13 protein-coding genes and 2 pseudogenes are annotated in these 13,477 nt (G+C 39.1%); 9 read left to right on the forward strand and 6 right to left on the reverse strand.

The window, feature by feature from the left end:
* Window positions 1-505 precede the first annotated feature (505 nt).
* Window positions 506-883 (reverse strand): pyridoxamine 5'-phosphate oxidase family protein, encoded by a 378-nt coding sequence (locus DESOR_RS09035; RefSeq protein WP_014184298.1) that lies wholly within the window; start codon window positions 881-883, stop codon window positions 506-508.
* Window positions 884-1,124: 241 nt separating this feature from the next.
* Between DESOR_RS09035 and DESOR_RS09040 the strand changes: the two genes are divergently transcribed.
* The 5 genes from DESOR_RS09040 to DESOR_RS09060 all read left to right on the forward strand — a co-directional run bounded on the left by DESOR_RS09040 (window position 1,125) and on the right by DESOR_RS09060 (window position 5,108).
* Window positions 1,125-1,634: an RrF2 family transcriptional regulator gene (locus DESOR_RS09040; protein ID WP_014184299.1), complete on the forward strand. Its 510-nt coding sequence runs from the start codon at window positions 1,125-1,127 to the stop codon at window positions 1,632-1,634.
* Window positions 1,635-1,801: 167 nt separating this feature from the next.
* Window positions 1,802-2,023 (forward strand): MazG-like family protein, encoded by a 222-nt coding sequence (locus DESOR_RS09045; RefSeq protein WP_014184300.1) that lies wholly within the window; start codon window positions 1,802-1,804, stop codon window positions 2,021-2,023.
* A 61-nt stretch (window positions 2,024-2,084) separates the two neighbouring features.
* The gene (istA, locus tag DESOR_RS09050; RefSeq protein WP_014184040.1) at window positions 2,085-3,326 is read left to right on the forward strand and encodes an IS21 family transposase; all 1,242 of its coding nucleotides are present in this window, start codon (window positions 2,085-2,087) and stop codon (window positions 3,324-3,326) included.
* Window positions 3,323-4,102: an IS21-like element helper ATPase IstB gene (gene istB / locus DESOR_RS09055; RefSeq protein WP_014184041.1), complete on the forward strand. Its 780-nt coding sequence runs from the start codon at window positions 3,323-3,325 to the stop codon at window positions 4,100-4,102. Before istA ends, istB begins: the two co-directional genes overlap by 4 nt.
* A gap of 403 nt (window positions 4,103-4,505) precedes the next feature.
* Window positions 4,506-5,108, forward strand: a complete 603-nt coding sequence (locus DESOR_RS09060) for a flavodoxin family protein (RefSeq protein ID WP_014184301.1) — start codon at window positions 4,506-4,508, stop codon at window positions 5,106-5,108.
* 47 nt (window positions 5,109-5,155) lie between these two features.
* Here DESOR_RS09060 and DESOR_RS09065 read toward each other — a convergent pair whose 3' ends face one another.
* A complete protein-coding gene (locus DESOR_RS09065; RefSeq protein ID WP_014184302.1) occupies window positions 5,156-5,539 on the reverse strand; it encodes a RidA family protein in 384 nt (127 codons plus the stop codon).
* A 427-nt stretch (window positions 5,540-5,966) separates the two neighbouring features.
* Between DESOR_RS09065 and DESOR_RS09070 the strand changes: the two genes are divergently transcribed.
* Window positions 5,967-6,548 carry a DJ-1/PfpI family protein gene (locus DESOR_RS09070; RefSeq protein ID WP_014184303.1) on the forward strand — a complete coding sequence of 194 codons (582 nt, stop codon included), beginning with the start codon at window positions 5,967-5,969 and terminating at the stop codon, window positions 6,546-6,548.
* A 132-nt stretch (window positions 6,549-6,680) separates the two neighbouring features.
* Here the strand turns inward: DESOR_RS09070 and DESOR_RS09075 are convergent, their stop codons facing one another.
* The 4 genes and pseudogenes from DESOR_RS09075 to DESOR_RS27335 form a co-directional block, all read right to left on the reverse strand.
* Entirely contained in the window at window positions 6,681-7,145 is a 465-nt protein-coding gene (locus tag DESOR_RS09075; protein ID WP_014184304.1) for a hypothetical protein, read from the reverse strand.
* Between the two features lie 157 nt (window positions 7,146-7,302).
* Window positions 7,303-7,476 (reverse strand): annotated as a pseudogene (locus DESOR_RS30180) (MFS transporter); the annotation flags it as partial.
* 81 nt (window positions 7,477-7,557) lie between these two features.
* Window positions 7,558-7,689: pseudogene (locus tag DESOR_RS27865) on the reverse strand (MarR family transcriptional regulator); the annotation flags it as partial.
* Between the two features lie 99 nt (window positions 7,690-7,788).
* A complete protein-coding gene (locus tag DESOR_RS27335; RefSeq protein WP_014184305.1) occupies window positions 7,789-10,437 on the reverse strand; it encodes a CotS family spore coat protein in 2,649 nt (882 codons plus the stop codon).
* Between the two features lie 147 nt (window positions 10,438-10,584).
* Here DESOR_RS27335 and DESOR_RS09090 point away from each other — a divergent pair, with 147 nt between their 5' ends.
* The 3 genes from DESOR_RS09090 (at window position 10,585) to DESOR_RS29865 (ending at window position 13,358) form a co-directional block, all read left to right on the forward strand.
* The gene (locus tag DESOR_RS09090) at window positions 10,585-11,868 is read left to right on the forward strand and encodes a UDP-glucose dehydrogenase family protein (protein ID WP_014184306.1); all 1,284 of its coding nucleotides are present in this window, start codon (window positions 10,585-10,587) and stop codon (window positions 11,866-11,868) included.
* Window positions 11,865-12,815, forward strand: a complete 951-nt coding sequence (locus DESOR_RS09095) for an NAD-dependent epimerase/dehydratase family protein (protein WP_014184307.1) — start codon at window positions 11,865-11,867, stop codon at window positions 12,813-12,815. Before DESOR_RS09090 ends, DESOR_RS09095 begins: the two co-directional genes overlap by 4 nt.
* 93 nt (window positions 12,816-12,908) lie before the next feature.
* Window positions 12,909-13,358: a hypothetical protein gene (locus tag DESOR_RS29865; protein ID WP_014184308.1), complete on the forward strand. Its 450-nt coding sequence runs from the start codon at window positions 12,909-12,911 to the stop codon at window positions 13,356-13,358.
* The last annotated feature ends 119 nt before the right edge of the window (window positions 13,359-13,477 follow it).

Below are 13,477 nucleotides of genomic sequence, written 5' to 3' on the forward strand. Positions count from 1 at the left end.
TCAAATTGGCTAAAATTAACAGTCATTTTCATTAACAGTCAGCATATGATTTTCTTGAATAATATTTTTTTGGGAATCAATCATTAGCATCACCCGCCAAGGTGGTGCTCTTTTTTTTGCCACAAAGGATTGTTTAAATAAGCACACTTATGTAGCAACTTAAAGCTGTTAACCACCACCTGCTTTCTAAATCTTTGCCTTGGCTAACATTCGGAGAAAATAATGGGGTTAGCAACTTAATCAGTGAATTCTAAAAACATCTTATGGAGAATTACTATTTTTGCTACTAAAGTTCTTTGGGATATGATGGTAATATTTGGAGAAGTTTAAGTTAAAAAGAAAAGGGTTAAGACCTGTTGATCTTAACCCTCATAAAGAATTATGCATTGAGCTTTATTCTAAATTTGGCATCTGTAGGATGATGGGAATAAATGGATTATAATAAAATATGTGGTTATGAGTATTAATTAAGTCCCTACCATTTGGCAGGGACTTAATTAATAATTTAAATTCCTTGTTTTGCAGATGTAACAGTAATCTCTAATACTCTGCTTAAAAATGAGAATTTTTCTTTCATCATATCATACTCTGGACCAGATTCCAGATATTTAGCAGTTCCTTCTATAACAAAGCCTGTTCCTTGATAATCTTTGTAGCCTAATACTTCTTTGCTACCTAAAGCCATCTTGATTTTATTATTGGCATTTACATTTTTTTCTGTTTTGCGGAATCCATATGCTGGAATTAATATCCTTTCATCATCTGTAACGACCAAATACGTATTCCAAGTGTTAGCAATGTGTGGTTCAGGTGAATCTCCCCATGATACCACGGTAACTACGCCTTCATGATTTAATACATCATGAAATTTTTCCGTAAGCATTTCTAAATATCCCCCTTGTATTAAATAATACACGTTATCTATTTTAGACTACAAGCAAAGAATTTATTACTTTTAAGTATATTATAGATAACTGTTATCTATAATATATTATACCTTTATCTTTTTGAAAGTCAATAATAAAAAGAATATTGTAGATAAATAATATCTATAATATTGCCAAACAGGTATTTGAATTGATATTATTATTACTATAAAATCGCTTTGGGGAGGTTGGTTTTCATTGCAGTTTTCTATAGGTGTTGAGTACGCATTGCATTGTTTATTATATATGGTAGATATTCCGTCAGGAAAATCTATCGGAATTAAGGATTTAGCCAGATATCAAGGAGTGTCAGAAAGTTATCTATCAAAAGTATATACAAAGCTAAGAAAATCAGGCATTGTAAAGTCAATTCCAGGTGTAAATGGAGGATATGGTTTAGCCCGTAATCCTGAAAACATTACATTTTGGGATATAGTTGAAGCAGTAGAAGGGAGTTCATCGTTATTTCAATGTACAGAAATTAGACAAAATGAGCTCTTATTAGATAAGGATAATTTACCTGATACGCATACAAAATGTCCTTGTTTGATAAAAGTTGTAATGCTAGAAGCAGAGGACCAGATGAGACAGTACCTACAGAATAAGACTTTAGGATGGTTACATGAGCAAGTAAAGAATAAGATTCCTGAGGAACATTCAAAAAAGACGATTGAATGGTTTAACGATATTAAGTCAAGGCAAGTTTAAGAAGCTCAGAAACAGAACTCATTATGACGTGCGTAATTGAAATGTTTCGTAAATGTCCAGACCGGTTAATGCGTACCTTTCTTAAATAGCGTCATAAGGCATGTTCCACTAATTCTTAAACTGTGACGCATCATTGGTAACATTACGTCTTAAAGTGGAGGATGAAAATGAATTTATTTGAGATTCAAGGTTTAATAAAAAAGTTCACTAAAGATAAAAATATGAATTCGTCAGTCAGTGTTAGAATTATAGATTTGACTTCAGAAGTAGGCGAACTATCAAAAGAAGTTTTAAAAGGTACTAATTACGGAAACAAAGAATTTGAGAAAACAGAAGAATGGAGTAGTGAAATTGGAGATGTGAAAAGAACGATGCTAAAATACCCATAATAAACGGTTGAAAATTCCCCACAATCAACGTACTCTTCTCCACAGGAGGAGAGACAATCAAATGGTACAAAGTGAGGAATTTTTTATGATCAGAGACTTAAAAAGCAAAGGAATGAATATTACTCAGATTGCACGAGAATTAGACTTAGACCGAAAAACGGTCACTAAATGGCTTAAAAGTGATCAACTCCCGGCCTATCGTAAGAAAGTACAACGTGAAAGTAAGCTGGAGAATCACAAAGCCTACATCATCGAGAGAATGAACGAAGGATGCGTCAATGCCATGGTCTTATTTGATGAAATCAAAGCCATGGGCTACCAGGGCCGGCTAACCATTCTCAGGGATTTTATGAAACCCTATCGTGAGCAAGTAAGAGGTAAAGCCTCCATGCGCTTTGAGACTCCACCAGGCAAGCAAGCTCAAGTTGACTGGGGAGAATTCAAGCTTCTGAAAGACGATGGAACTTTCGTCAAGGTTCATGCCTTCATCATGATCATGGGACACTCCCGGAAACAATATGTTGAGTTTACTGAGAACGAGCGCATTGACACACTTATCGGTTGTCATGAACGAGCCTTTGCCTTCTTTAACGGGGTACCGGAAACCATCCTGTATGACAACATGAAAACCGTCGTCAAACATAGCCATCAAACTGGCACTAATCAGTGGAATAACCAATTTTTAAGCTTTGCCCGGCATCAAGATTTCAGTCCAGTGCGCTGCCGTCCCTATCGTCCCCGCACCAAAGGCAAGGTAGAAAACGGTGTTAAGTATCTGCGCAGGAACTTTTGGCCAAGAATTAAGACAATATCCAGTCTGGCTGATTTAAATGAAGCCGTAAAGTTCTGGTTGGATACGGTCTGCAATGTCCGGCTGCATCAGACAACCCGTGAAATCCCAGCAGAAGCATTCATACGAGAAACGTTAAAACCTGTCAATCCAGAAGCATTCCTGCTTTATGATATACAATACCGCAAAGTCATGAACGATTGTACCATCAGTTACAAAGCGAATTTCTACTCGGTTCCTTACCGTTTCGTGGGAAAGCGGGTTAGAATTCGAGATTTAAACAACGGACATCTGGAGATCTATGATGAAAACGGCATCTGCATTGCATCCCACGTGAAGCTTTCAGGCAAACACCACTTCCAGCGCAATAAAAAACACTTTGAGGGTTTAACAACATGGTCTCAGAAGAAAGTTGCCGCCACAGCACCCATTCTAAGCCACAAACAACCACCCAAAGTGTATCAAAGACCCCTTAAGGTCTATGAATCGCTGATCAACGAGGTGACACAATGATTCAGGAACGTTTAAATCAGGCTTGTGAAATTCTCGGCCTGATCCATATGAACGCTGTGTATGACCACCACGCAGAAGAAGCTTCTAAAGGTAGTATATCTTATCTAGAATTTCTGGACAAGTTGTTATGGGCTGAGATTGAAGCTAAGCGCGACCGGGCTGCCAAGGCTAACATGAAACTGGCGAAACTTCCCTATGTAAAAACACTGGAACAATTCGACTTTGATTTTCAGCCTAGTGCTAACGCTCGAAAGATCAATGAACTGAAAACCCTAGGCTTTGTAGCCCGCGCTGAAAATGTAGTATTCCTCGGGCCGCCAGGTGTAGGCAAAACCCATCTGGCGGTAGGCCTTGCGGTTGAAGCGATTAAAAACGGTTATACGGCTTACTTTCTAAGCGCCCATGAGCTGATTGCAATGATTAAGGAGAACATCATCTCCGGGCGGATTCACCGCAAGATTAAAACTCTATGTAAACCCGGCATCTTGATCATCGATGAAGTTGGGTATGCAGGAATGGATGATGAAACGGCGCATTATTTCTTTCAGATCATCTCTAGCCGTTACGAAAAGGGATCGATTATCCTAACTTCGAATAAATCATACGGAGAATGGGGAGATGTATTTGGTGATAATATCGTCGCAACGGCGATTCTTGACCGCCTATTACACCACTCTACGACCATTAATATTAAGGGAGATAGCTACAGGGTGAAAGAAAAGAAAAAAGCAGGTTTTTATGATCCCAGTAAATTGGAGTTCACTCCGACCGACTAGTAAACAGCTAATTGGGGAATTTTCAACCGTTGTTTTTGAGGAATTTTGAACTGGGGTTGACAGATGTGTTATTCTCTCTAATTTGTATTGCAAATCAGACGGAAACCAATTTAGAGGATTGCCTAAAGTATGTACTTGGCAAATATGAAAAGAGGTTTACTAACAAAAGAGATTTAGGCTCTGGAAGATAACAACAGTTGTACGATATTTTTTATATAGCGCAAAAGTCAAGTTCTACTAATTCTTATTTCGTACCTCGTAAAATAAAATTCGAGAGCTGCCATATACCTTATGGCAGCTCTTTCCAACTTTAGGTATCGGACTCTAAGAAAGATGGAGGTAAATATTCCATTAATGCCGAATATAGGATATAGTGAAGCGTTCTATTGAGGAGGTGGTAGCATTGTTGATAGCGGCAATCAACGGCAGCCCCAACCGGGATGGTAACACAGCCATGCTGCTTCGGGAGACCCTGTCGGCGGCTCAGAAACTGGGAGCAGAACCCCACTTAATCAATGTGGCCGAAGCTTTGAATGATCTCGCCCAGCCTTTCTGTGATAGTTGTACCTATCCCTGCAACGCTGCCTGCGCCGAAGGCAACAAGTTAGGCGAGGCGCTCGCAATACTCAGACGGGCAGATGGACTGATCATCGGGAGTCCGGTATACTACGGCACCATTAGCGGACAGCTGGCGGCTTTCTGGGACAAAACCAATACGCTGTGGCAGAGCAAGGCACTTCTGAATGTGGTGGGAGGAGCGGTAACGGTTGCGCAGGCTCGCTTCGGCGGCCAGGAAACTACTCTGAAGGCGATCCATGACTTAATGCTGGTGCAGGGGATGATCATTGTCGGAGATGGGCACCGGGATTTCGACTGCGGGCATCATGGAGTCTGCGCTCAGCAGCCGTCTGGAGAAGACGTTAATGCGATAGAACGGGCGCACATTATGGCCCGACGCATTGTGGAGGTAGCCGGAGCAACCCAATCACTTCGTTATCGGTCATGAGAGAAATATAATTGGCTTGAGTATGTATTTTCTCAAACCTTTATAACTCAGGTATTCTTTCGGGCTATCATTTCTATTTCAACTTGTGCACCTAGAGGAAGGGATGCCACGCCAATAGTTGTACGAGCAGGATATGGTTCGGAAAATTGTTTTGAATAAACTTGATTCATGGCTGCGAAGTTATTCATATCAGTTAAGAATACATTAACTTTTTCAACGTTGTCAGAGGTTAAACCGGATGCCTCCAATACATTGAAAAGATTTTTAAAACATTGCTTTGTTTGTTCAACAATATCACCCTCTACTAGCTTTCCAGTCTGTGAGTCTATAGGGGTTTGTCCGGATAAAAATACTAAATCTCCTGATTCAATTGCATGTGAGTATGGTCCAACAGCAACAGCTCCAGATGCACTAAAAGCCTTTCTTACCATGTAAAACTCCTCCTTCAAATATAAGGGAATAACTTATAACAAAATTGTAGAATGTATTCTTTATATCATCAAGAAAAAATATTGGCTACCATCATCTTAATGGTAGCCAATTAACTGTTAGAATATGACGCCTAGTCTCAAGAGATATTTGCAATAATTTGAAAAAAGGGCTCTTTTAACGTTTGTAAGCCAACAGCCAACCCCTTATCGGGAAAGTAGGGGAGAGACTGTAAGGTGCTAAGCTATCAATGTTATAAGAGGTCGGATCGTTTACAAAGAGGATATGAAGGAGGAATGTGGAAATTAATAAAGTGTGTTTTTTGAGTATTCACGGGCTATTATGAAACTTAATACCCTGTTTATTGACGCTGGCCGGTATTTGTAGAAAGTTACGGAGTAAGTATTTAAATACTCAGAGGAGAATTGAATGAAAACATTATTATTTTTAGCAAAGGGATTTGAAACCATGGAATTTAGTGTCTTTGTAGATGTATTAGGATGGGCAAGACATGATTATGGATATGATGTCCAAGTTGAAACATGTGGATTTAAGAAAGAAGTTATGAGTACGTTTAATATCCCGGTAGTAGTAGATAGGACGATAGATGAGATAAATGTCGATGAATATGACGCATTGGCAATTCCTGGGGGATTTGAAGAATTTGGATTTTACGAAGAAGCATATGATGAAAAGTTTTTAGATTTGATTAGAAAATTTGATGCCAAGGGAAAGATAATTGCATCGATTTGCGTTGCAGCTTTACCATTAGGAAAAAGTGGTGTGTTGAAGAATCGTAAAGCAACAACCTACCATTTGAAAGAAGGGTACCGTCAAAAGCAACTGGCAGAATTTTTAGTGAATGTAGTTAATGAGCCTATTGTAGTAGACAAAAATATCATCACATCATACTGTCCGGAGACAGCGTCAGGAGTTGCATTTAAACTATTGGAGTTATTGACGTCTAAAGAACAGATGGAAGTAGTTAAAAAAGCCATGGGATTTTCATAAAGAATAAACTATAAAACGAAACAAAAAAGGAACCCCTTTGGTTTAACACCGATTGAGGTTCCTTTTTAATGCTTTTCGGGGATAGCGTGGCAAGTCTGCTCAAAAAGCTATTTACCTAAACATTTGCTTACTTTAATATTCTCCTTTAATTACAAAAAACGAGCCCCGAATGGTTCCAGCTAGTTTAGACTTCTGTCTGGCAAACTTAAACTTTCCTTCTAGCTCCTTTGGAACTTCCATCCCTTCAGAAAGCTTAAAACCAACGGCCCGCTTCTTAGGGTCATCAACCGCATACATGACGTTGACCGCAAGACCATCCTCATAAAAGACGTAGGCCATTTTAATATTTTCCACTTGAAAACGCGAGGTTTCCAAAGGTTTGGCCGCAAACTCAATGTCACGTTCTTCTTTTAAAATTCGGTGCACGTAATCAAGGGTCTCCTGGCTTTCGCCAGCTGGTATAACTATAAATTCATGCTTGTATTTGTTCATAAAATAACGGGCTTCATTAGCACGTAAACCAGCAAGCGCTTCTGCTGCAGGGGAAGACTCTAAACCAACTGTAGATACATCTTTAAAATCAACAGTATAGGACATTTTATCTCTCCTTTTAGGTATTTATTTCTTAACAACAGGTTAAAGTTAGGGAAGAGCCTGAAGAGTCTTAGAAGGTTTACAAGAAAGATTTTGCTTATATTGCCCTAAGTAGTTGCGATTATTCTTAAACTACAGTACCAGACAATAAATGATACCGTCACCTTAGGGGGTTGGACTTATACAAAACCTGTATTGCCGCTGCTATAAAGATCATACCCATAAAAGCGGGTGCGGCATGACCAAGTGATACATAGATTTGACCTCCAATGATAGGCCCAATTATTCTTGCTAAAGCCTGAATAGATTGGCTGCCTCCTTGAATCCTTCCTTGTCCACAAAAAGATAGCCGAAAAAATGCAGCCTATTCTCAAGAGAATTGGGCTGCTTGTGGCTTTTCATTATTTAAAATTTATTACGACTTAATCTCTAAACCATGTTTCTTTATTTCTGCATCCAGATGCCTGCTGTACTTTTCAATGAAGCTAAGCATACTGTCAAATTGTTCCTCCGTTACCTGCTCAAATACGGCTTTATCCCGTTCTTGATTAGGAATTGGCTTTGAAGACCTGGGCCTAACCCGATTCAATAGACACATAACCCCGAAAGGTTGACTAAAAAAGTTTTAGTCAACCTTTCGGGGTTTTTAATACCTAAACCAGATCGCGAGTTCATTGTCAGGAATACGAATCATATCTCTAGTAATTTTTACTACTGAAGAACCTTTAAGGATAGAAGGGGCAGGGGACAAATTATCAGCTACATCATTGTTAGGCTTTTTCTTTGAATCATCGCTTTCAGCTTTATCTAAAACTTTTATTTTAGATTTCTTAGATTTCTTAGATTTCTTAGATTTCTTCTGATTATCTTTTGCTAGTATTTTGACCTTTTCTTCAGAATTTGTTTCAATTACTTCTTTCCAGATATCTAATACCTCGTCAGCAACTCGATGCCAACTAAATCGTTCCTCTGCCAATCGTCTGCCCGCTTGACCCATCTTTTCTCGAAGTTTTGGGTCTTGAATTAGGGTATTCAAGGTTTCCGCAAATTCAACAGCGTCTTCAGGACATTTAACGAGTAAGCCATTTTGCTCCATTACAACTTCAGGATTACCGCCTCGTGCTGTAGTTACAAAAGGCAACCCCGTTGACATTGCTTCATAATGAACGCGAGCAAGAGGTTCCTGCCACTGAGAAGGGCATACAAAGATATCTGCAGCCCAGAACCACTGGTGAATTTGTTCAGCTGGAACGTAACCTGTTGTAATTACTGGAAAGAGTGCTCTTTCCGCCAAGGTACGAACATAGGCTACAAAATCGGTTAATCTATCTTCGCTAAACCAAGTTCCACCAACAATAACAAGGGCAATATTTGGATTTGATGGATGGAGTTTGTTCATAGCGTGAAGTAATAGATCGATACCCTTTTTTGGTGTTAAGCGTCCAACAAATAAAATAACGGTTTTAGTTTCTAGTTCATGCTCATACCGTAATTTTTGACGAGTTAGTGTGGAGGACTGTGATTGTTTCCAGGGGATTAATTTATCAAGATTTACCCCCGAATAGATAGTGTGAACTTTCGAAGCGGCTTCAGGATAAAGATTACAAATAGTCTGGCCAACATAATCACTGATTGTAACGATTCGCTCAACTTCTTGTATAGCAATTTGTGCATCCTGTATTCTAATTTTCTCAGGACCAAACATATCATTGTGCATACTTAAAATGAGGCGCGAATACGGGGCAACTTTACGAATCAGTGGAATGAGCCGAGGTCTGTTAAATACATGAATAAGATCATAATTTCTATCTTTAAGAAATTCAATAACCTCTTTAGCATAAATTTCAAAAACATGTTCGCCGTTAATTCTTACATAATGAACATTATTTCGATCTTCCTCTTGTGGTAAGGACGGGTCAGACGTTCCTAGAATAGTCAAATCCTGATGGGTCCCTAACATTCCTGATATTCCATCGATATAGGTTTGGATAGCCCCTCCGCGTACAGGTGGAACGGGTAGTTTTTCTGTACATATCATTAACACTTTTAATTTGTGGTCACTGTTTGGCATATATAAAGGGCGGGTTATAGCTTTATCGGATTCGTCAAGAGAACTTTCAATATTATTGTCTGATTGCATTAATTCAAGTGTTTCTGGGGCAATCACAGGTTTTAAAGCATAGTTGCCTGGAGTGTAATTTGCGTTTGAAGCTCTAAGTTCATTTAAGGCATTTTCTTTTGATTCCTCTAGGAGCAAAAGATGTTGATAAATTCTTTCAAAATCATTACTTAAATATGAAACAGGATCATGGAGAATCTCATTGATTTGCTTATAAAACTCATTGGGGAAGGCCAAATCATTTATTAAAACGTCGAAGGTCTCACTATCTATTGGATTTGCTTGGTGATAGAAGTCGATCATGGACTGAATCCACTGGGCATCCCATCGCCCCATATCGTCCATTGTGCCAGAGATAAGCTTCCGAAGATCACGAATGGGTAAATCGTATGCCACACCATCTAAATCAATAACCCAAAGTCCCCCAGGTCCAAGTTGGCCGTTTGACCATCCGTAGTCTTGATGGACAAGACCCCAATGTGTTTCTCCCAACGAGATCATTTGAGCATAAGAGGATTGTTTCTCTAAGTGAGTTAGGGAATTTAAAGCCTGGGGTTCAAAACGTTCTATTGCTTCAGCCAGGGATTGACTAGCCTCAATTTCTTTATATGCCTTAGCAATGTGACGAAACCAATCAAACTTCTGGATTATTTTTTTATAATATGCGGGCCATCGGTATAACCTTGAAGCTTTTTGTGAACCCAAGGGAGGGATATATCCCTGGCTGTGTTTATGAAATTCTCCAAGACCATAACATAATGCGCAAGCGCCTTCGAGATCCTTTTTTGCTGGGGTAAGAGATTCAATCCAGTCGGTTACGATCCATAACTTTCCCCCCTTATTTATAGAGAGGGCACCTTCCTTCGTGGTTATTAATTCTGGAACTCGTGCGCCTTGTTTTACAATGTAGTCCTGTGCTCCGATTGAAAAGAGACTTCTTATTGGTTTTCGGTGTAAAAGCTTTAGACTGCGCGGACCTTTATCCGTTGTAATTTTCCATATTGCTCCGCCTTTATCCGGTTTTGTTGTTATCAATTCTTTGTCGAAGACCACCATATCGTAATGACTCATAACCTGTTGAGCAATATCATCGATCTCGGGAGGTACATATTCATCTTTTTGAACCTGAGTAGGGTCATCATCACCATCCCACGGTTGAATCACATATTCATCCACAAATCCACCCCCAACACTAATTACATTGCTTTAAAATATTCTGCAACCATAGAAATGGAGTGTAAATTTTTGTGCCAAAATATGGAGCAAGACGGCGGTGTTGGAAATAAACTGTATTAATCGACAGAAATGAGAGTAGGTTTGTAGATGATAAAGATATGTGTTGTAGGTGCTGGTTATGTGGGATTGACAACTTCAGCTGCACTAGCGGAATTTGGAAATGAGGTACAATGTGTTGATATCGAACAATCCAAAATCAATATGCTTAATCAAGGCTTAATCCCAATCTACGAGCCTGGATTAGGTGAATTAATACAAAAAAATGTTCAGCAGGGTAAACTTCATTTTTCTTTTGATGTAAAAGATAGCATTAAAAATAACTCGATTATTCTTATTGCCGTAGGCACACCGCCTAAAGAGGATGGCAGCAGTGATCTAAGCTATATTAATAATATAGTTGACACCATTGTTTCAACTATTCAAGATTACAAGATCGTCATAACAAAAAGTACTGTTCCTCCCGGAACAAATGAATGGATTCACCAAATATTCTTAGACATGGGTATAGACGAAACAATGTTCGATATTGTTTCAAATCCGGAATTTTTGAGAGAAGGTATGGCTTTATGGGATATTTTTCACCCAAATAAAATCGTTTTTGGAACAAAAACTAATAGGCCCATTAAGGTTCTGAAAAAGTTATATGAAGGTGGAAGAGCCCCCTTAATCTTTACCAGTTTAACAGGTGCAGAAATGATTAAATATGCAAGCAATGCATTTCTAGCTACTAAAATTTCTTTTGCTAATGAAATAGCCCGAATCTGTGATGCTTATAATGTTGAGTATTTGGATGTCGCTAAAGGCCTGGGGACAGATTCCAGAATCGGACGACATTTCCTTAATGCTGGACTAGGCTTTGGAGGTTCATGTCTCCCAAAAGATCTAAGTTCTCTTAAGCACTCGGCCTTGAGAAAAAACGTGGATACTAAGCTGCTTGACGCTGTATTAGAAGTCAACGATAGTCAGATTGAGTTGTACCTGAAGAAGCTTAATACGCTCTTGCCAGATTTAGCGGGTAAAAAAATTACGGTTTGGGGTGTAACATTTAAGCCAAATACTGATGACCTACGTTTCTCTCCTTCTATAGCCTTAATTAATGAATTAATAAATAAAGGCGCACGCGTGCACACGTATGACCCAATTGTACAGCTTCAATTGCCGAGCACATGTTCTCATACAGATCAGTACGAATCGATAAGCAATTCGGATGCTTTGATTATTGCAACGGAATGGGAACAATTTTGCGATTCTAATTGGGCAGATGTGAAATCAAGAATGAGCAGGTCAATTATTCTTGATGCCAGAAACTGCTTAGATGGAGAAACAATTCGGAAAAATGGACTTGTTTATTTGGGGGTGGGGAAACAATGAAGATACTCGTTACTGGCGCAGCTGGATTTATAGGTTCACATTTGTGCGAGCGTTTACTTCAATTGAACAATATCGAGGTTATTGGAATTGACGGCTTTATTAACCCTTTACTGAATCAAACAAAACAAAGGAATCTTCAAGAATTACTTTCAAATCCACGTTTTAAATTTCATCAGGTAGATCTTCGTGAAGCGGATTTAAAGACGATTTTGGACGGTATTGAAGCAGTTTACCATTTATCAGGTATGCCAGGGGTACGCACAAGTTGGGGAACTGACTTTCAGGGATATGTCGATCATAACATCTCAGCCACTCAGGTATTATTAGAAGCAGTACGTGAATCATCCCTTGAGAAATTTGTCTATGTTTCAACGTCTTCGGTTTATGGTGAAAAAATAGGGAAAGTTACAGAGGAATCTGTTCCAACTCCACTATCACCGTATGGAGTGAGTAAGTTAGCTGGGGAATATTTGTGTAATGTTTACCAAGTAAATTATAACATTCCAGTTGTAACATTAAGATATTTTACGGTCTATGGACCACGCCAGCGCTCAGATATGGCCTTTCATCGCTTCATTAAAGGGATTCTTAATGATGAAACCCTACAAATATATGGCGATGGGACACAAACACGAGATTTTACCTTTGTTAGCGATTGCATAGAAGGATCAGTTGCAGTCCTAAAGGCTGAAAATGTGATTGGAGAGACGATTAATCTAGGTGGTAAAGAACGAGCATCTGTCTTAGATGTTATTAAGCATATTGAAGAGTTAGTCGGTAAAAAAGCAACCCTAAAATTCGTGGGAGGCCTCATAGGAGAACCACGGGATACTTGGGCAGATATATCAAAGGCGAAAGAATTGCTTGATTACTATCCTGCAACTAGCTTGAGAAACGGCCTGATTTGCCAAATCAATGATTTTGTAAAATTTTATCAGACGGAATGATGAACCCTTGCCTAATAGTAATCATATAATAAACTAGCAAGTCCTTTTATCTAAATTATCCAAATTAGTAAAATTCAGAAAGGCGGAAATAATATGTTCAAGGATGAATTACTACAACAAGTTCAAAGTACAATGGCTAATGGAAAAGAGCTGGATAAAGTAAAAGTTAAGTTCACAGATGGACAAATCTTTAAATTCGATTTTGTCAATCTTACAATTGAAGAGGAAGTCGAAGAGTTAAATGATGACGACGATGACGACGACGATGACGACGACGATGTAGACGATGACGATGACGATGACGATGACGATGACGATGACGATGACGATGACGATGATGACGACGATGTAGACGATGACGATGACGACGATGTAGACGATGACGATGACGATGACGACGATGTAGACGATGACGATGACGACGACGATGATGACGACGATGACGACGACCAGGACGAGGTAGTGGCAAAAAATAATGACAACGAAAACACTCTCGTAACAAGTTCTTCTGGACGCAGGGTTAATGTAATTTCTCGCTCTTAACCCTTTAATCCTTTACTTTGAGATAGATTATTAGATGAGTCAGAAAGAATCAGGGGGGAATGGCCAAAATATCTAGGCCTTCTCTCCTCGTTTTTGGCGGAAATCAACATATTTTACTA

Source organism: Desulfosporosinus orientis DSM 765 (assembly GCF_000235605.1).
GTDB lineage: Bacteria > Bacillota > Desulfitobacteriia > Desulfitobacteriales > Desulfitobacteriaceae > Desulfosporosinus > Desulfosporosinus orientis.